General features: G+C 37.2%; 24 protein-coding genes and 1 pseudogene. 4 read left to right on the top strand and 21 right to left on the bottom strand.

All coding sequences use genetic code 11. The annotated features are described in order from the left end of the window. Window positions 1-22 precede the first annotated feature (22 nt). The gene (locus PI20285_RS01930) at window positions 23-394 is read right to left on the bottom strand and encodes a cupredoxin domain-containing protein (protein WP_041094417.1); all 372 of its coding nucleotides are present in this window, start codon (window positions 392-394) and stop codon (window positions 23-25) included. Between the two features lie 160 nt (window positions 395-554). Here PI20285_RS01930 and PI20285_RS01925 point away from each other — a divergent pair, with 160 nt between their 5' ends. Next, window positions 555-812 (top strand): transposase, encoded by a 258-nt coding sequence (locus tag PI20285_RS01925; protein ID WP_063698079.1) that lies wholly within the window; start codon window positions 555-557, stop codon window positions 810-812. Next, window positions 797-1,681 carry an IS3 family transposase gene (locus tag PI20285_RS01920; RefSeq protein WP_105782154.1) on the top strand — a complete coding sequence of 295 codons (885 nt, stop codon included), beginning with the start codon at window positions 797-799 and terminating at the stop codon, window positions 1,679-1,681. Before PI20285_RS01925 ends, PI20285_RS01920 begins: the two co-directional genes overlap by 16 nt. A 30-nt stretch (window positions 1,682-1,711) precedes the next feature. Here PI20285_RS01920 and PI20285_RS01915 read toward each other — a convergent pair whose 3' ends face one another. The 13 genes and pseudogenes from PI20285_RS01915 to PI20285_RS01855 form a co-directional block, all read right to left on the bottom strand. Further along, entirely contained in the window at window positions 1,712-2,083 is a 372-nt protein-coding gene (locus PI20285_RS01915; protein WP_057775412.1) for a CopY/TcrY family copper transport repressor, read from the bottom strand. 151 nt (window positions 2,084-2,234) lie between these two features. After that, window positions 2,235-2,642 carry an ArsC/Spx/MgsR family protein gene (locus PI20285_RS01910; RefSeq protein ID WP_057736513.1) on the bottom strand — a complete coding sequence of 136 codons (408 nt, stop codon included), beginning with the start codon at window positions 2,640-2,642 and terminating at the stop codon, window positions 2,235-2,237. Between the two features lie 30 nt (window positions 2,643-2,672). Further along, complete coding sequence (lgt, locus tag PI20285_RS01905) at window positions 2,673-3,476, bottom strand: prolipoprotein diacylglyceryl transferase (protein ID WP_041094419.1); 804 nt, start codon at window positions 3,474-3,476, stop codon at window positions 2,673-2,675. Window positions 3,477-3,490: 14 nt separating this feature from the next. Further along, a complete protein-coding gene (locus PI20285_RS01900) occupies window positions 3,491-4,846 on the bottom strand; it encodes a sensor histidine kinase (RefSeq protein ID WP_225423649.1) in 1,356 nt (451 codons plus the stop codon). Beyond that, on the bottom strand, window positions 4,843-5,535 hold the full coding sequence (locus PI20285_RS01895; protein ID WP_041094421.1) for a response regulator transcription factor: 693 nt from the start codon (window positions 5,533-5,535) through the stop codon (window positions 4,843-4,845). The genes PI20285_RS01900 and PI20285_RS01895 overlap by 4 nt, the downstream gene beginning before the upstream one ends. Window positions 5,536-5,758: 223 nt before the next feature. Beyond that, window positions 5,759-7,210 (bottom strand): multicopper oxidase family protein, encoded by a 1,452-nt coding sequence (locus PI20285_RS01890; protein ID WP_057736512.1) that lies wholly within the window; start codon window positions 7,208-7,210, stop codon window positions 5,759-5,761. A gap of 18 nt (window positions 7,211-7,228) precedes the next feature. Then, window positions 7,229-8,005 (bottom strand): annotated as a pseudogene (locus PI20285_RS01885) (HAD-IC family P-type ATPase); the annotation flags it as partial. Between the two features lie 81 nt (window positions 8,006-8,086). Further along, complete coding sequence (locus PI20285_RS01880) at window positions 8,087-9,163, bottom strand: IS30 family transposase (protein ID WP_057775409.1); 1,077 nt, start codon at window positions 9,161-9,163, stop codon at window positions 8,087-8,089. A gap of 72 nt (window positions 9,164-9,235) precedes the next feature. After that, window positions 9,236-10,594, bottom strand: a complete 1,359-nt coding sequence (locus tag PI20285_RS01875) for an HAD-IC family P-type ATPase (protein ID WP_342353095.1) — start codon at window positions 10,592-10,594, stop codon at window positions 9,236-9,238. Next, window positions 10,554-10,805 carry a heavy-metal-associated domain-containing protein gene (locus tag PI20285_RS01870; protein ID WP_041094427.1) on the bottom strand — a complete coding sequence of 84 codons (252 nt, stop codon included), beginning with the start codon at window positions 10,803-10,805 and terminating at the stop codon, window positions 10,554-10,556. The genes PI20285_RS01875 and PI20285_RS01870 overlap by 41 nt, the downstream gene beginning before the upstream one ends. After that, window positions 10,792-11,163, bottom strand: a complete 372-nt coding sequence (locus tag PI20285_RS01865) for a BlaI/MecI/CopY family transcriptional regulator (protein ID WP_041094429.1) — start codon at window positions 11,161-11,163, stop codon at window positions 10,792-10,794. Before PI20285_RS01865 ends, PI20285_RS01870 begins: the two co-directional genes overlap by 14 nt. A 77-nt stretch (window positions 11,164-11,240) precedes the next feature. Then, on the bottom strand, window positions 11,241-11,711 hold the full coding sequence (locus PI20285_RS01860) for a hypothetical protein (RefSeq protein ID WP_041094431.1): 471 nt from the start codon (window positions 11,709-11,711) through the stop codon (window positions 11,241-11,243). A gap of 103 nt (window positions 11,712-11,814) precedes the next feature. Next, window positions 11,815-12,987, bottom strand: a complete 1,173-nt coding sequence (locus tag PI20285_RS01855; protein WP_057746220.1) for an IS256 family transposase — start codon at window positions 12,985-12,987, stop codon at window positions 11,815-11,817. Window positions 12,988-13,431: 444 nt separating this feature from the next. Between PI20285_RS01855 and PI20285_RS01850 the strand changes: the two genes are divergently transcribed. Together PI20285_RS01850 and PI20285_RS01845 are read left to right on the top strand one after the other, a co-directional pair. Continuing rightward, window positions 13,432-13,824, top strand: coding sequence for a sigma factor-like helix-turn-helix DNA-binding protein (locus PI20285_RS01850; protein WP_010579426.1), 393 nt, complete (start codon window positions 13,432-13,434; stop codon window positions 13,822-13,824). A 78-nt stretch (window positions 13,825-13,902) separates the two neighbouring features. Further along, complete coding sequence (locus tag PI20285_RS01845; protein ID WP_010579427.1) at window positions 13,903-14,103, top strand: helix-turn-helix domain-containing protein; 201 nt, start codon at window positions 13,903-13,905, stop codon at window positions 14,101-14,103. 140 nt (window positions 14,104-14,243) lie between these two features. Here PI20285_RS01845 and PI20285_RS11590 read toward each other — a convergent pair whose 3' ends face one another. From PI20285_RS11590 to PI20285_RS01815, 7 genes are all read right to left on the bottom strand, one after another. Beyond that, window positions 14,244-14,414, bottom strand: coding sequence for a hypothetical protein (locus PI20285_RS11590; RefSeq protein ID WP_156406512.1), 171 nt, complete (start codon window positions 14,412-14,414; stop codon window positions 14,244-14,246). A gap of 341 nt (window positions 14,415-14,755) precedes the next feature. Continuing rightward, window positions 14,756-15,370 carry a CadD family cadmium resistance transporter gene (locus PI20285_RS01840; RefSeq protein WP_010579428.1) on the bottom strand — a complete coding sequence of 205 codons (615 nt, stop codon included), beginning with the start codon at window positions 15,368-15,370 and terminating at the stop codon, window positions 14,756-14,758. Between the two features lie 25 nt (window positions 15,371-15,395). Continuing rightward, complete coding sequence (locus PI20285_RS01835) at window positions 15,396-15,752, bottom strand: ArsR/SmtB family transcription factor (protein ID WP_057773512.1); 357 nt, start codon at window positions 15,750-15,752, stop codon at window positions 15,396-15,398. A gap of 202 nt (window positions 15,753-15,954) precedes the next feature. Continuing rightward, window positions 15,955-17,355 carry an FAD-dependent oxidoreductase gene (locus PI20285_RS01830; protein WP_010579430.1) on the bottom strand — a complete coding sequence of 467 codons (1,401 nt, stop codon included), beginning with the start codon at window positions 17,353-17,355 and terminating at the stop codon, window positions 15,955-15,957. Window positions 17,356-17,378: 23 nt separating this feature from the next. Further along, window positions 17,379-17,708, bottom strand: a complete 330-nt coding sequence (gene arsD / locus PI20285_RS01825) for an arsenite efflux transporter metallochaperone ArsD (RefSeq protein ID WP_010579431.1) — start codon at window positions 17,706-17,708, stop codon at window positions 17,379-17,381. A 187-nt stretch (window positions 17,709-17,895) separates the two neighbouring features. After that, complete coding sequence (locus tag PI20285_RS12000; RefSeq protein WP_010579432.1) at window positions 17,896-18,030, bottom strand: hypothetical protein; 135 nt, start codon at window positions 18,028-18,030, stop codon at window positions 17,896-17,898. Window positions 18,031-18,046: 16 nt separating this feature from the next. Then, the gene (locus PI20285_RS01815) at window positions 18,047-19,342 is read right to left on the bottom strand and encodes an arsenic transporter (RefSeq protein ID WP_010579433.1); all 1,296 of its coding nucleotides are present in this window, start codon (window positions 19,340-19,342) and stop codon (window positions 18,047-18,049) included. Window positions 19,343-19,402: the final 60 nt, after the last annotated feature.

Below are 19,402 nucleotides of genomic sequence, written 5' to 3'. Positions count from 1 at the left end.
ATATTTTTATGAGCTAAACTTTCTATTTAACGATCACCTTCCCATGAAACATGTTCATTCCACAGGCATAGCTGTATTCACCAGGTTTACTTGTATCAATGTCGATTGCATGATCCTTATTCTGTGGCAAAAAATCATTGATGCCGAAGTCTTCGAAAACAACTTGTTCTAAACAGCTTGAGGGATCTTTACGGTTAAACGTAATTTGGGCAGGAATACCACGTTTCAAAACTACAGTACTAGGTGTATAACCGCCATTAACGATCACACTAACATCTTGTTCATTACCTGTTACATCGGCCGCAACCTCCTTAGTCACATGTTTGCCGAAGAACCACCAGACAATAAAACCAACTAGTAGACCGGCTATTATTGTTACCAAAATTTTATCCATAATCAGACTTCCTTCTTGTAAAAAATTATTTTTCAATCAGTTATATAACAATCATTTTTTCCACTAGACAAACAGTTGCAGTTAATTGTGCTAGGTGGATGTAGTATGAATCTATGGACACGATTTAGTATAATGCCATTATAGGAAGGATCGTGTTCTGATGTCTAAACAGAAATACTCAGTTGATTTCAAAAAAATGATCGTTAAACTCTACCAGGATGGCACCTCGGTAGTTGAGCTTACAAATGAATATGGTATTGCAAATGTCACTATTTACAAATGGATCAATTTATACAAAGAGGACAAAGAAACTGGTGCCTCGAAAGCTGATATTTTAGCGCTACAGAAGCGTCTTAATCGGCTTGAAAGTGAGAATGATATCTTAAAAAAAGCCTTAACCATATTCGCCAAAAAGTAAGCTCGGAAGATTGGCAAGCCGCAATCAAACCAAATCTAAAGCAACATCGCATTAAGGAGATCTGTCAGGTACTACAAGTCCCTCGTTCCACGTATTATGATCAACAGAATCATTATATCTCACCACAAGCAGAACATCGAAAGACGCTCTGCCAAGCGATCAAGCGCATTTATTATAATCACCGTCGGGTCTATGGCGCTCCTAAGATTTTAAAGGAATTGAAAAAAGAGGGACTAGCCGCAAGCATCAAGTTAGTTCAGCGTTTAATGCGCCAAATGGAACTTAAATCGATCACCCTAAAGAAGTGGCATTACCAACAAGCAAATAATATCGACGAAGCGAATTATCCGAACCTGCTCGCTCAGGATTTTAGCACGACAGCACCAAATCAAAAATGGTGTGCCGATATCACTTACGTTCACACCAAAGCTGATGGCTGGTGTTATTTATCAAGCATCCAGGATCTGTATTCACGTAAAATCATTGCCCACAAGTTGAGTCGTCACATGACTGCCGATCTAGTGCTCGACACTTTAAAACAAGCTTTTGAAACCAGAAAAGTAACAGACCAGTTGATCATTCATACCGATTTAGGCAGTCAATACCGCAGCACCACCTTTGAAGAACTTCTACGACAACGCCATATCCAGCACTCTTATAGCAAGCGCGGTTGTCCATATGACAATTCAGTTCTGGAGTCATTCCATGCCAGCTTAAAAAAAGAGGAAGTTTATCAGACCCATTACCAAAATTTTGATGAAGCAAATGTGGCTTTATTTAGCTACATTGAGAGCTTTTACAACAATGATCGGATTCATAGTGCCATTGATTATTTAACCCCGAATGAAAAGGAAGAATTAGTCGCTTAAATTATACATAAACGTGTCCGGATTCTTGACTCAGATCCAAGGCGCATCCTTTAGTTTTTTATCAAGCTGAGCCTGCATACGCTCAATATCACCTTTACTAAGATTTAACTTAGCTAACAGATTAATGATGCCGGCTCCTTTTTTCATATCACAGAGATGTTGAAATAATTCAGCCACAGTTTTGTCCATTGCGGTTGTTTCCGGCACAGTAGGTCGATAATTAAAATGACGACCTTCTTTAGTTGTCGCCAAAATATTTTTTTTAGTTAACCGACCAAGTAAAGTTTTGATTGTAGATTCCGACCAATCACGTTTTCGCTGCATCACTTCAATAACATCAAGGCTACTTATACTTCTCTTAGTCCAAATGATGCGCATCACCTCCCATTCAGAAGGCGTCATGTACGTTAGATTATTTTTATTCAGATTAATCACTCCTCGCTTAATTTACACTTGTAAACACAAATCACCATACCTCTATTGTTTACATTTGTAAACACAAAAATTAAAAAATTTTAGTTTCTTTTCGGAACTGATTGTTGTTGTAATCTCCTTAACCAAACTCCACGGTATATAATTTACTAAACAGTGACAAGCGCTCACGTTTACGCTGTATTCGTGGTATGAAAACACCGATATCTTCAAGATTAAATCCAGAAATTAAATTATTCTCATTAAAAGCAATTGGATTTTTCATGATTTTAGGATGCTTATACACGATAGTAACTAATTGATCAAAGGTTAAACTATTATCGAAAGTATATTCTCGAGCAGTCTTTGAACGTGTTGCAATTAAATCATCACTACCATTATCAGACAGCAAAAATAAATGTCTAATTTCTAATTTTGTTAAGCGTTTTTGCATAATATTTCTGGTTTGTGTTTCTATTTTTTGACAACGAAACCAATCCAACATTTTTCTTTTTGCTGGATCACTGGTATGAAAATATAAATTAATCATAATTTAGCATCATCCTCTATCAAATATTGGTCAGCTGATTAAATAATTAGAGATCTTTTGTTGCTTTCGTCGATAAACGAAGATAATTATCATAACAACAAAAATAACTAATGATAATAATTGTGAGACTCGTACTTGTCCAAATAGGTACAGGCTATCAGTCCGCATTCCTTCAACAAAAAATCGACCAAACGAATACCAAATTGCATAGCTTAACGCAATTTCTCCTCGTTTAAAAAGCCCTTTTTTATGTCGTAAGCTAATAAGTAAAATCAATCCAATAAGATTCCATACCGATTCATATAGAAATGTCGGTTGATGATACGCACCACCGATATACATCTGCTGTACGATAAAATTGGGTAAATGGAGCTGCTGCAGAAAGCCACGTGAGACGACAGTACCAAAAGCTTCCTGATTAATAAAATTCCCCCATCTCCCAATAACTTGTCCTAGCATGATGCCTGGCGTAACAACATCTAAAACTTGCCAAATTGACAGGCCACGTCGCCGGCAGAAGATAATCAATGTAATACCACCAGCAATCAAACCGCCATAAATTGCAATTCCGCCTTGCCAAATTGCAATGATCTCATTTAAATGTTGCGAATAATACGACCATTCAAAAATAACATAATAAAGTCGTGCACCTATCAGGCCAATTGGTAAAGCCCAGAGTATCAGATCATAAATATCATCCGCAGAAATCTTTTGCTGCTTAGTCTCTTTAATTGCAAGTAGTACGCCAAGCACTGCACCACTAGCAATAATAATGCCATACCAATGAACCAGAAAAGGTCCTAGTTTAAACGCAATCGGATTTAATGCCCCCATATAATCATCCCCTCTTAGTTATTTAATGGTAGTTTAACTGTAAAAATCGTCCCAATACCTAATTTACTATCAACAGAAACTGAGCCACCATGAGCCACCACAATTGTCTTAACGATTGCTAAACCAATTCCTTGCCCACCTTGTTGTCGATTTCGTGCTGGATCAGCCATATAGAAGTGATCAAATATATGTGGTACGTCTTTTTCCGCAATACCACTACCATTATCTTCTACAGTCAAAACAATGTTATCCGATATTCGTTTTAACTTAATTATTATTTTGCCTCTTGTTTGTGTAAATTTTATGGCGTTTGACAATAAATTTGTAATAACCTGATTTATTTTGTCTGGATCTATCACGGCAATAACTTTCTCAGTATGATAATCAAGTGTTATTTTTTTCTCTTCAAGGTTACTCTGAAAGTTACTTAAAACTTGTTGTATTAATTTACTAAGATCTGTATCAACCTTAATTAACTTATCCTCACTATGTTCAATTGAAGCGATATTTTCAATGTTATTGATTAAGTGGGTCAGCCTTATGACTTCATCATTTAAACTAACCAACCTAGCCTCACTAATTGGCCAAATACCATCGATCATCGCCTCTAACGAACCTTGGATCGTTGTTAAAGGCGTTCGTAATTCATGAGCAATATCGGAAGATAAGCGTTCTCTCAGAGCCTGATTCTTGGATAACTGACGTGAGAGCTCATTAGTTACATTTATTAGCGCGTTTATTTCTACAATTTGGGTTTGTTGTGGTAATTGATTTCGATAATCACCAGATGCAACCGCTTGAGTAAAGGATACAATTTGTCGTAACGGCTTACTTAGATCACGGGCTATCCATACCGCAATAATTATCGCGACTAAAAAAACAAAGGCCGAGATACCGGCCAAACTAATTCGTAAATCATTGATAAACGCCACATCATGTCGTGTATAACCTAAAGCATCATTATGTGAGAATTGTGCTTGGGCAATTTGTTTAGAATTAATCTTGATGGCCTCAGTCGTTTTATTCATACTATCGATATTTTTAGCATTAGTGGCCTTATGTAACAAGGTCTGACTTGGTTCCCATACGATTTTATTATCAGCGTCTTTTAAAACTAAAATAAGGCCATCCTGTAGTGCTCTAGCACCAATCTTTTTAACTTTAGATTGTTTCCAAGTACCATTGCTAGTCAGATAACTAACCATTAATTCATTTTTATATGCAGTGAGCGTTGTATCATGTTTTTGTTGCACATATTTATCAAAATGATCACTGACCAGGCTTACTGTCATTAAACTAATTGAACCAACAATCAACAACACCAAAAATAGAAAAGAGATTATTAGCTGTGTTCGAATCTGCCGCTTCATTCGTCTTTACTCCCACCAAAACGATAACCGCGGCCATGAACAGTTATTATAAAAACTGGCTTAGTACTATCATCTTCAATTTTCCGCCTTAAATTTTTAATATGTGAGTCAATCATTCGGTCTAATCCGTCATAGTCAATACCTCTTGTTGAATCAATCAACTGTTCACGAGTGAATATTTGTCTATAATAGGTCGCCATTGTTGACAGAATATCGTACTCTGTATGTGTGAGTGCAATTTCTGCGTCGCAAACAAAAACTTGCTGAGATTCTAGTTTTATTTTTAACTGTCCCTTATTAAAAGAAAGTACTTTTTCTACTTGTTCCTCTGTGACACGTCGCAGTACAGTTTTTATCCGTTCCACTACTACTCGTGGACTAAAAGGTTTAACCACATAATCATCTGCTCCAGATTTTAGTCCATTAACAATACTTTCATCGCTTGATTTGGCAGTCAACATAATTATTGGTGTTTTACTATCCTGCCGTATTCTTTTAGTTACTTCATTACCATCCAAATCTGGCAGCATAAGATCAAGCACTACTAAATTAGGCTGTCCCTTATAAAACTTTGTTAAGGCCTCCGTTCCAGAATAGGCTACTTCAACTTCAAATTTTTGCGCAATTAGATAGGCGGTAACAATATCTACAATTTTCTTTTCATCGTCAACAACTAAAATTTTTGTCAAATTTTTCTACCTCCATATATTTTGCATATAATCTCCATACACATCTGGCATAATTATCAAAAAGAAAAAGAAGTGAATAAATATGTGGATGCTAGCAACAATTCTTCTGATTATCCTCTGCCCATTGTTACTATTTATCATGATGCTAGGCTTAATTCCACCGCAACAGCTTGATGCCATTAGACAAACTTGGCTTAATTTCATTAAGCGAATTAAGTAATATTTACGGCACAACTCTAATTTGACCCATCATTCCAGCCTCTTCATGTTCAAGATTGTGACAATGATACATGAAAACTCCGGTTTGTGTGAATTTAATCAAAATCTTGTATTGGTTACCCGGTCTTGTCATGATCGTATCTTTCCAACCGTGCATGTTGCTTGGTGATGCGTTGTTATTAATACTCAATAATCGAAACTGAACACCATGGATATGAAAAGGATGAATTTCACCCATCATATTATTTTTATTGCGGATCTTCCAAACCTGCGTCGTATTTTGCTTTACTTTCAAATCAATTCGATTCATTGAAAACTGCCTATTATTGATGCTTACCATATGTCCCATATCCGATAAAGCAATATTTTGTGTTACTTTTTGTCCTGACTTAGTGACTGTCTGAAGATTAGTCAGTTGTCGTGGTAATTTTGTTTCCCCGTCATGATTATTCTTCACCTTCATCGTCAGAATGTTGCTGTCTGCCGACTTGAGTTTGACCTGACTTCCCTGTGAATAGTGACCTAAATCAACAACGATTTCGGCTCGTTCACCCGGTGCAAGCGTAATTTTATTTTCTTGGACCGGTTTTTTCAAAAATCCTCCATCAGTACTAATCTGGTAAAAGGAACTACGATCATCTAATTTAAAGGTATATTCACGAGCATTGGAACCATTTAATAAGCGTAACCGAACATATTTAGTAGTTGTTTCGATATATGGATTTTGAGTACCGTTTATTAGTAACGTATTACCCAACGTACCATTACTAGATACAATTTTTTTATAATCTAACTGATTATTTTTATCAAAGCTTCGATCTTGTACTACAATTGGAAAATCATCTTTGCCATAATTTCTAGGTAGTTTTAGTTGCCGACTATTTTGGTCATCAACTAACAAAAAACCAGCTAGTCCATTGTAAACTTGACTAGCCGTACTACCAACAGCATGAGGATGATACCAGAGCGTAGCAGCAGGTTGATTAACTTTAAAACTTATCAACTTGTTCTGTCCTGCTGCAACTGTTTGATGTGGACCACCATCACTTGAATCATCTAAAATAGCACCATGCCAATGAAAAGAAGTTGCTTGTTTTAAACGGTTTTGAGTATGAATATGGATATTCTGCCCTCTTTCAACTCGAATCGTTGGGCCGAGAAATGGGCCATTATAACCATACGTTTTTGTTTTTTCCCCAGATACTAACTGTGTCATACCTGTTTGTGCTCGCAAAGTGTAATAAACATTGTTAGCATCAGTTGAATCTGGTTTTAATACAGGAGGAATGTTCAATATTCTTTGTTTTTCCTTATTATTAGTGATTTGTGAGCTTGTATTTGGCATCATTCCTGCTTTAACTGGCGATTGCTTAAATTTAATTAACCAAAACACATTGAGTCCGATCACGATAATAATAAAGCCAATGAGTATTAAATAAAGCCGTTTGCGTTGCACATCAATCCCTCCTCGCACTTACTTGCCAATTCGTAATGTCTGCGCGTTGATAGCAACAATAATAGTTGAAAGCCCCATAAGAACAGCACCTAAAGCTGGGCTTAATACAATTCCTGCAAATGCCAATACTCCGGCAGCTAATGGAATAGCAAAAATGTTATACCCTGCACCAAACCACAAGTTTTGTACCATTTTTCTAGTCGTATGCTTTGCCAACTTTAGAAAGTTCAGTATGTCAGCCGGATCACTTCGTACCAAAACAATATCGGCAGAATCAACCGCTACATCGGTTCCAGCACCAATTGCAATCCCAACATTTGCCCGAACCAGACTTGGCGCGTCGTTAACACCGTCACCAACCATAGCAACCTTAAACCCCTTATCTTGATATTGCTTAACTATCTTCTCCTTATCATCAGGCTTTAATTCGGCATGAACATCCTGTCGATCAATTCCAAGACGTTCAGCCACTTGCTGTGCCACCTGTTGATTATCTCCAGTCAACATAACTGGACGAATATGCTGTGCTTTAAGTCCATTGATCAATGCTATTGACGCTGGTTTAATTTGGTCACCTTGGGCCACAAAACCAACATTAATATTTGCAACAAGGAGAAAACTAACTGTGTTACCAGCAGACGCTAACTTACTGGCTGTATTTTTGTCGTACTTGATTTTATTTTCACGCAAATACTTTTCATTAACAATCGTCATATTTTTTTTATTAATTTCGCCTTGTATTCCTACGCCAGGAAGGCTTTGAATATTTTTTGCTTTAATAGTTTTTAAATTTAGCCGCAAATTGCAAGTGCAAGTTAGCCAGCGCAGGCGAAGACAGCTGGCGGAAAGGTTTCAGTGAGTTTCAATTGAAGAAAGCTAAGCAGTATGAGCCTTGCGAGCACGCTTGACTTCTCTTTCAAAAGCTTCGGCTGGTGTTTTGAACTTTAAAATTCGCCGAGGCAGGTTGTTCAGATGCGATTGAGCAATCTGAACTTGGCTTGGAGTGGCAATGTCGAGTGATTGCCCCTTGGGAAAATAGCGACGAAGCATCCGATTATGAACTTCATTAGTGCCTCGTTCTGAAGATGTGTACGGGTGGGCAAAATAAGTGTCAGCTATGCCATTCAGTGCAGTCTCTAAGGTCGTAAACTCAGTACCATTATCTGCCGTCACGGTCTTGATAATATCACCATATTGATTAACAATATTTCGCAATGCATACGATACTGAATCTGCGTCTTTACCCTCAATCAAGCAGACTATTTCAAAGCGTGTTTTACGCTCTGTGAAAGTCAACAAGATGCTCTGGCTACCATTACGCTCACCAACAACGGTATCAATTTCAAAATGTCCAAACTCATGACGGTTATTGACCTTCTTGGGGCGTTCATCAATACTTTTAGAACCGGCCAGCCGTTTAACTTTCGTTGTTTTATGATGAGCCATTCGGCGTCTTACTTTCTCCACAAGATCGATATTGCGGATCTCCAATAATTGTGCATCAATATAGTTGTACAGTGTCTTCGCACAAATCATCTTATGAGGTGAAAATAAACGGTGCTTTTTAGCATATCCTACCGTTGCGTCGGGTGACCAGTGCTCCGTGTGAAACTTGTCATCAAAGTAGGCTAGGAAGTCGGTGACTTGCTTAAACTTTAATGGACGTCTACTATTGGACCGGTTCTCCTCATAGCGAGCCTGAGCTGCTTCAGGACAATAAACCTTAAGGTAGTGCTTCTCTCCGTTAATCTTCTTAACCTGCTTAATAGTGCCACGAGAAAGCTCATTATTAATGGTTTGATGACTAACACCGATAATAGATGCAATCTGGCGTGCAGAATGGCCTTCGGAGTGTAGAGAAGCAATCATTCCACGTTCAATTTGAGTTAAGTGGTGACCCTTTTGACGATTTGTGGTAAGCTGTTGTTGCGTCAAGACGAAAACCTCTCTCATTGTTTAGTGTTGGAACTTCAATGATACCTGATTTTTCGTCTTGGTGTCTTTTTTTGACCATTTTTTGATCAATCAACATGGGTGGCTAACTTGATTATAAAATTCGCGTTTTAAATTTAGCTCTTTTAATTTTGACAAGATACCAACCGATAATGGATGGCTTGAGCCAGATTCAAGTGCACCCATCAACGATAGAATTTGTTCATTTGAATATGCTGTGTCTGTAGCCTTATAGTCATTTACTGCAAAGTTACCTTCAGTCAGAGTACCCGTCTTATCCATAAGAATAGCATCTAACTCAGTAGCATCTTCTAACGCTTGGCGTTTTCTAGTTAACAATCCATTTTGTGCACCGATTGAGGTTGAACGCGCAACTACTAGCGGAATGGCAAGACCTAAAGCATGTGGGCATGCAATAACCAGAACCGTAACGGTACGTTCTAATGCCAGATTAAAGTCACCTGAAACCAATAACCACACAATAAAGGTAAGAATAGCAGCACTAACTGCTGCGTAAACCAATAGTCCTGCAACTTTATCAGCAACGCCCTCTGCCTTAGACTGCTCCTTTTGTGCGTTACTTACCATTTGCATAACTTGTGCTAAATAGCCAGACTGTCCAGTTCCAGTTACCTTAACCATAATGGCACCAGAGCCGTTAGTGGATCCACCAATAACCTTATCATTTTTCATTTTAGTTACTGCTTTAGATTCACCGGTGACTAAAGCTTCATTCACAGTTGTATTTCCATCAAGAATAATACCATCAGTAGGTATTTTCTCACCTGCCTTAACAATTACTGATTCACCAATCACAACTTCATTTAGTGGTTTTTCAATATGATCACCGTTATCAGCAACAATAGTAGCAGTATTAGGTAGCAAAGCCGCCATTTTTTCAAGTGCATTTCCTGCTGCCATAACGGCATCCATTTCAATCCAATGACCTAGCAACATGATATCGATCAATGTAGCTAACTCCCAAAAGAAATCCATAACGTGGGTATCTGCTACAAAAAATTGATTTATAGTGAAAGCATAGAGACTATAGAAATAGGAGACAGTTATGCCTAACGCTACAAGCGTCATCATTTCTGGTTTTCTTTCCTTTAATTCGGCTTTTGCACCTTTAATGAATGGTGCACCACCATAAATATAAAGAAAAGTAGCCAAGATCAATACTAACCACTCTGAACCTGGAAAAACTAGATTAGGCATAAAGCTGAATTTTAGCATAGGTGATAATGCAATGATTGGAAGTGAAAAAATCAGTGATACCCAAAATTTACGTTTCATATTCCCCATATGCATCATTTGTCCACCGTGTTGCATCATGTCGCCACCATTGGATTCCATATTCATATGAGTATGATCCATTGATTGCATATCATTATCTCCATGATTTTGTTGTTTCTTTTTTTTGTTTTTCATCTTGTTTACATCCTTTATTAATCAAATTTTCATCCTGATATTTACTCTCTATTGCCGGTAAAGTGCCTGCTTGAAGATAAATCAACACTGAACGACTCGCCAAATCAAAATGGGTCTCCTCTACTCCATTAATTGAATGTAACTCAAAAAAAATTCTTTTTACAGCATTTTCACAGCACATTTTATCAAGGGTAAGTTTAAGTTTTTTCATTTATTTTCAGCCCACCAATGTCACTGGAGTTATTTTGGAGATTATTTTCCACAAGTTCTAAGAATTCTTCTTGTGACAAGGTTTCTCGCCTAGAAAGCAACCTTTTGATAAAGGCAGAGACGACTATTGATTCACTATATTGGGCATAATAATGAGCCTGATGATAGTAGGTATTCTTAACAATCAAAGTCTTATTTTCAAGTCGTAATAATAATGTCTTTATAGTACTAAGTTGCCAATTCTTTCGCTTTTTTATTTCCTTACAAATATCTTTGGTTGAAATTCCCGGATAGTGCCAAATAATTCGCAGGACTTCATATTCAGCATTGGTCACACAACAAACTTCGCGATTTAACAAAACCATCACCTCTACTGATGACTACATCTGTAACATAGCATTTATGATTACATTTGTAAACGAAAACGCAAAAAAAATTATTCATGACTCTGAACAGAAGCATGATCAGCAATGTGTTTATTGACAAAGTTCTGTACTTCAACTGAATTACTTTTGAAGATAAAACTAAACCGTTTGTTCCGTTTTGACTGACCCGTGATCACTAAAACTGTTTTATCGGGTGCAATTTGTTTGTTCATCATACTTATTTGTTGAATGTCCTTAAAGTCAATTAAAGTTGGCAACAGACCCGATATCATAAATCCATCCTTAGCGACGCCACTAACCCCCGACATAAGTCCAAGAAGTATTAAAATGGCCAACAATGCACTGAGCAAAATATTATTTCTAGCCGGAATCCACATAATAAAAGCAAGAACTAAAAATAAAATATTACTTATAGCAACAGTTACCATATAATTGGATTTCCATAAAAGTCGTGATTCTTGCCATACATGAAACACAGCCAATGATATAAGCGCTAAAACCATTAATGCTATAATAATCAAAATTAAAAACCTCACTTTCTATATTCATTGTAGATTGTATTTATGGAGTTAATTTGAGAGTGTCAAATTTTATGTGTAAATAGAAAAGCCTCTCGTCCTTTTTTTAAAACATAGATTCTAATGTGTCTTCAACCATGTTGAATCCCTTATGCACCCGCTGATCAAACTTGTCATTGTAATCCAGAATAACCGTCATCAAGGTTCTTTCTAAGGATTCCTCATTTGGAAACTGTTCACGTTTTTTAGTCTGCCGCTTGAATTTTTTATTAAATGATTCAATTAGGTTTGTGCTGTAAATACTAGCCCGAATAGCTGCTGGGAAATCAAAACACGTCAATAATTTCTGATTTTCTAATAACCCTTGGGTAACTTTAGGATATCGTTTGCGCCAGCGATTGATAAAGTTAGCTAGGCTGTGCTCTGCCGCCTGTTTATCAGATGATTGATGGATTAATTTAAAATCACCTAAGACTTCTTTACGGTCTTTCACACGAATACGATGCGAGATATTACGACTTACATGAACGAGACATTGTTGAATAACGGCTTCGGGGTAATATTTGCCAACCGCAGACGCCAATCCAACTAAGCCATCGGCCACAAAAAGTAAATTCTGTTGCACCCCTCGTTGTTTCAGATCAGCCAATACCTCTGTCCAAATTGCACCAGATTCAGTAGGCGCTATTTTGTATGATAAGACTTCTTTATGCCCATTAGGCTGTATACCGATCGCAATGTGGACTGCTTCTTTTGCGACGGTGTCGCGTCTTAACGGCAGATAAGTGGCATCCAGATAGATAACCGCATATTTTTCTGACAATGTTCTACTTTTGAAAGCTTCAACTTGTTCATTAACGACTTTAGTTAAGTTAGAAACTGTTTGCGGTGTGTAATAAGCACCATACATTTTTTCCATGAGATCGGAGATTTCATGGGTAGTAATGCCTTTTTGATAAAGCTGGATGACCGTCTGTTCCAGTTGGTCTGTTTGGCGCTGATAAGCAGGTAAGGTGTGGTTAATAAATTCGCCATTACGATCACGTGGAACCGTGAGATTCAACTCGCCATATTTAGTTTTGAAGGTTCTTAAGTAGTTGCCATTGCGTGAATTACCAGAGTTAAATCCAGCTCTATCATAGCGTTCATAGCCTAAAAAGGCGGAAAGCTCATTTTGAAGTAATTCATTAACGGCAATTTCTAGGTGATCTTTAAAAATGAGGTCTAAATCTTGATTCTGAGCTAGTGCTGTGACAATTTCTTTGGTAAACTGATTCATGGGGAAGCCTCCTGTGATGTTTGTTTAGACGCTAACTATCATAAGGGAGAGGCTTCCCTTTTTCAATTCCCAATAATTCATTTACACATAATTATTTAAACACTCGTTAATTTGTTGGTTTAGCATTTTAGTTCAACTTTTTTTAAATCAATGAACTTATTGTATTGAAACCTATTCATACAAATATTTTTAATGAAGTCTTTTCCTGAACACCTATATTTAATCAATTGAAATAAAGCAACAGAACTATCCAACACAAAAATGATTATTTACAATTTGTCACAAACATGCACCTAGAACTTATTTTTTTTACTTCCTCGACAAACTAAAATATTTATTGAGATTATTGACTGACTTTATTTTATAATCTATTTATACAAGTTTATAAAACGGTTTCATTTTGCAACAATTTTTAGTATTTGTTTGGTAAAAGGAGGATTTGTTATGTCTGATCAAGATGTCAAACAAGCATTTTCGCATTATGCCAAGCTATCACTGGTAAACAAGACTCGCTCACTTTATGTGGAGGAGCAGCACAAAGTTCCTGAAGTTCCACTAAATGAGGAAACGCTGGAATACCTGATTGATGAGATGCTACCGGGCGTTAAATTAATTAAAGCGGAACAAGCAGCACACCTTGAAGAGTATTTCATCAATGAAAGGCTGGTTATTTCAATAGCCAGATTGACCGATCCACAAAAGAAATTACTCTATTATAAATATGTTGAGCAGCTTTCGGATAAAGCTATCGGACAAATCTTGCACGTTAGTAGTCAAGCGATTTCTAAACAGCATCGCAAGGTCTTAAGCAAAATTGCTGCTACTTTCTTCGACTAATTTAGTCATCAAGATTCGTTCACCCCCTCCTCCATAAGAATTAGACGACCCAAATCTAACTTTACGAGGAGAATAGCGATGAATTATACCGAAACGATTTGTGCAGCTCAACAAGGTGATCCAATTGCCATGGCAAAGCTTATTAAAGAATTTCAGCCATTAATTATCAACATCACTACTTGGGGCCATTCATATTTTGACGAGGATCGTTACCAAATATTAAACGAACACTTTATCCACACTGTTCATAAATTCAATTTAGAACGCTATCTAGAGTAATCACTGAAAGTAAATTAATCTTTTTTTCGATTAATTTGCTTTTTTAATTATTCTTGTGTAGCGGAGTCAACGGATCTTTTTTGTATGCGCAACGAACAGAATTACTGTTTTGAACCACTAATCTGGACAAACAGCTGTTTTCATTTTTTCACACTGAATAACATACGACTCGTATCCGCTTTTAAATCTGGGACATCCATGAAATTGTTAGAAAGCTCTGAACCTTCTTTCAAAAGTCGTTGAAACATAGTGTCTATCATGAAACTACTTGTATTCATATCTGATAATGTAGTTGGATCAGTATTAGTCATCAAACTAAGTTTTTAATCACCAATAATATCGTTCCTTATTTAATTCTGACCATAATTGTCTCTTCTTTCGTGATAACAGCTTTCTTGTATGGTCAAAACTAAAATTGTCTCGTGTACGCCATCAATCCAGACAAAACAAAATGTTTCTCCTACCGCCCCCTAAATAACAAAAAGTCTCAGTTTTACGTAGAATATCACGCTAAGCTAAGATCGTCGTTCACTTTCATATTATAATATGTTTCAAATCCACACCCGTAATTCGAAACAATTTTTTTGCAAGTAACCAATTCTCTGATGCCACTATAACACCTCTATATAAACAAAAAAGATATCCTATTTTTTCAAAAAAGTATTTTAATAAGATGTGAAATTGTGTCACTCTCTAAAATAATCATCATGCCTAATCCAATATAAATAATTGCCATAATCCAATTACCAAATTTATCTAACAATTTCTTAACAATCTTCACACGCGAAAATTTATCACCCAAATAGACAAGTATGAAGATACAGAATGTAAAAACAATAAACGTCGTTATTAGTTGTTCGATTGTTAACGATACAAAGTAAGGCACAAAAAGTCCAATGTTATCAGAGCCACAAGATGCAACGGTGATTAAAGCAACCGTTGCGATCAAATTTTTGTCTTTTCGCTGTTCGATTTTTTCATCAACCTCAGCGGCTTCATCTTCGTCACTCAGGATATATTTAATCCCAAAGCCAATCGGTATTAAACCTAAAAATCCAAGAATCCACTTAGCAGGCACATAGTGAAGTACTAACGCAAAAAAAAGACTGATTGCTATCAATGTGTATGAACCTAAAAATTGACCAATATAAATTTGTTGCTTATGTTTTGTTGACCGATATTTTGAAAATAATAACATCAGAATAACTAATAAATCAATCGCGGTGGAGGCGTATAGCACAATACCAGTTATAATGGTTTTAATCATAGCAACATCCCATTTCACATATTTATTAACCCGTAATTTTACCTGTGTCTTCTGCTAAACACCAAGCACGTTCTAATAGAATAGCAGTACATTCATCAATAATTTCATAGTTGATGAAATTTCCATCACGTTCAGTTTTCACAATTTTTTGATCAACTAATCGCTGCAACTGGTTAGAAATAGCTGCAGTTTTCATATTAAGCCTAGCCGCAATCTTGCCAACTGATATTTTAGGCTCGCGCGTTAAACAATGTAAAATTCTTAATCTTGTATCATTGGATAGAACTTTAAAAAGTAAGATGATCTCACTTGCGTTCTCTTCACTCAGTAAATCACGGCTAGCTAATTCTGGTTTATCCGGACAACAGTCTACTTTTATCATGCGTATCCTCCTTGTAATACAATTATGTGACGACCAACTATTACATTATATCATGTAATAGTTTAATGGTGAACCATATTTTACACTTAATATTAGTAATTGAAACTCCATCACAAAAATAACTAGGTTATAAAACGCCAACATCCAGTTGACGCTTAAAATATAAGCTTCAACTGGATGTTGGAATATTTTAAATAAATAATTAATATTTCAAACTTTGTTGCTCCCAATTCTGAGTCGCAATCTGTACTGCATCCCAAGGTGAGCCAACTGGTGGTGAATAGGATAAATCTAAATCACTAATTTCCGCCACCGTCATATTATTAAAAATTGCCACTGCAAAAATATCACAACGTTTGGCAACTTCACTACCGTAATAACCAATTACCTGTACGCCTAAAAGTCGGCCGGTATGTTGATCACCGGTAATCCTGATCTTAATCTTATGTGCACCCGGAAAATACGCTTTATGATCATCGACGTCGGTTGTTACAGTAAATGGCGCAAAATCTGCCTGTATGGCCTCCTTTGCTAATAATCCAGTCCGCGCAACTACTAGATCAAATACCTTTAGCACTTGAGTCCCAATGCTACCCTTAAAGGTACGTGGAACACCAGCAACATTGAACCCGGCAGTTCGCCCTTGTTTGTGTGCCGTTGTGCCCAGCGGTAAGTAAGCCTTCCCTAACAAATGATGTTTTGTTTCAACTAAATCACCGGCCGCCCATATATCTGGTAACGTAGTTTGCATATATTGATCAACCTTGACGGCACCAGCAATTCCAGTTTCGGAACCAGCTGCGACTAATAAATCAGTATTCGGCTGAACACCAACCACAACTAAAGCCAAATCAAAATCATAAGTATTTATCTTTTGATCCGCATTCACACCAACAACCTTCACCTTAGTTTCAGTTTCATTAATTTCTGAAACAGTTAAGTTAGTTGCAACCTGAACATCATTAGCAACTAATTTTTGATGAACGATTTGGCCTAAATCAGCATCGACCGTTGATAGTATCTCTGCGCCACGTTGAAAAATAGTCACGTTTAAATGACGTTTCTGCAACGCCTCCGCCATTTCAATCCCAATATAGCCGGAGCCTACGATAGCCACATTTTGCACACTGTTTGTAGTCAAATTCGTTTCAAGCGCAAAATAATCTGCCATCGTATGCAAAACACGAACTTTACTATTCTGCTGTTGTGTACGCGCTAAGTCTATCCCTGTAATACCAGATAATTTTGGCTTGGCTCCAGTGGCTACAACCAAATGATCATAATGATAAATTTGTAATTCACCCGCAAACGAATGCGCGATAACTTCATGTTGCTGCGGATCAATTTTCTTAGCAATCATATTCATTTGAAACTCAACGCCAGTCGACGTTAATTCTTGTAAATCCCGATGAGCTAATGAATGCCAATTGGGTACCTCCCCACTAACTGCATAGGGCAATCCACAAATTGATAAATTAGGGTACTCATCTGCCAATAATACTTGAACTCTTAGTTGCGGTTTAAGTTCTTTGGCCTTTAAGGCCGCTGAAATACCAGCGTCACTACCACCGATGATCAATAATTTTTCTGCATCACGTACCATTTAATTAATTCCTTTCACTCCGGTTAATGAACACGTGCCCGACTTAAATCTTGCTGTAGGTAGTCTGAGAACTCTTGAAAAGTTGGATAATCTTTTTGTTTAACGATTTTACCATTGACCATAGTAATTGGTAAAATTGCGACGCCATACTTTTCTAATAAGTCATGCACTTGTTGACTATGAACAAAGGCATCTGGGTTTTGTGCTAGATTTTTACGTGTGATTCTGTTTTTGCTGTCTGCATTAACATGACGCTGAATTGCAGTCGTTTGAATAAGTTTCTTGTTAACACTTGGCCCACAAACACCAGTTGCGCAACACATTGCTGCTTCAAAAATCTCTATTTTGATCATCTTTTACCTCACCTATCAGGCGGTCAAAATGATCAAACTCTTTCTCCACTTGAGTATAGTCACGAAAATAACTAACCGCTAAATTATCTAGAATTAACTAATTGATTTGCAAAAAGGCCGTTTCCACCTGAGACAAGTTCTGTTGAATTACTAGTTCATGGCTATATTTTAATTCAAGCAGATTAATTTATTGATTGGCTTGAATCAGATACGCCGCAGAAATTGCTTCTATTTCTGCACTTACAACTTGCTTCACCAAAGTATCGATTATGTTTAGACTATTACCCAATGAATTCTGTTGCTCATATTTAGTTTGCATCATAATCAGCTATCCTTCCTTAACCAAAGATACTTAACGATAACCATAAACCACATAGTGTAATGAATAAAACTGGAATCGTGATCGTGATACCAATTTTAAAATAAGTGCCCCAAGCAATCTTAACGTCCTTTTGCGCTAGAACATGTAGCCAAACTAAAGTTGCTAATGAACCGATTGGCGTAATTTTTGGTCCTAGATCAGAACCAATAATATTAGCATAAACTAAGGTTTGGTGCATTAAGCCAGAGACATTCGCCCCTTTGATCGATAAAGCATTGATCATCACAGTTGGCATGTTATTCATGGCCGACGACAAGAACGCAGCCATATAGCCCATGCCCATGGTGGCGACAAAACGCCCACCAGTTGCCATTTTAGCAATGATTCCCGCAAGCAATGCCGTTAAGCCAACGTTTTGTAGGCCATAAACCACCACGTACATTCCAATTGAGAAGAAAACAATATTCCACGGTGCACCTTTAATAACGGCCTTGGTATTGACGTGATGACTTAGCTGACCGACTAGCAAAAAGATCAAGGCAATCGTCAAAGCAATAATCGAAACTGGAATATTTAGGAAGCTACTGCTAAAGTAACCAATCAATAACGCTGCCAGCACGACCCAAGAAAATTTAAATAATCGTTGATCCTTGATCGCCGATTTTGGTTCAGCAACTTGGCTGGCATCATAGTGTTTAGGTAACGCCTTACGAAAATATAAGTACAAAATACCGATGCTAGCAACTAATGAAAAAAGATCCGGTAGCCACATCCGTAGCGCATACTCCGAAAATGTGATACCAAAGAAATCAGCTGATACAATATTGACTAGATTACTGACAACTAACGGTAGTGATGTTGCATCAGCGATGAAGCCACTAGCAATGATAAATGGGAAAACCCGCTTTTCATCGAAATGTAACGCACGGACCATTGCCAAGACGATCGGCGTTAAAATCAACGCTGCACCATCGTTAGCAAATAAGGCGGCGACAATTGCACCTAAAACGGCGATCAGAATGAACATGCGCACGCCATTACCTTTAGCTAGCCGCGCCATATGTAAGGCAGCCCACTCGAAAAAACCAATCTCATCCAAAATTAGTGAGATCAAAATAATTGCGACGAAAGATAAAGTCGCGTTCCAAACGATTCCGGTGACAGTGCCAACATCTTTAAACGTGACCACCCGGAATAATAGTGCTAGAACGGCACCACCAATCGCAGTCCAGCCAATTGATAGTCCCTTAGGTTGCCAAATAACAAATAATAATGTCAGTAAAAATATAAAAACGGCGAAAAAGACTTGCATGGTTCCTCCCAACTACCAAAATCAGGGTATTGCTACCCTGATTAATTGATACCTTTATTT

It is taken from the genome of Pediococcus inopinatus (genome assembly GCF_002982135.1).
Taxonomy (GTDB): Bacteria; Bacillota; Bacilli; order Lactobacillales; family Lactobacillaceae; genus Pediococcus; species Pediococcus inopinatus.
The sequence above is the reverse complement of the archived record's forward strand: the minus strand, read 5'-3'. Positions and strand labels throughout refer to the sequence as shown.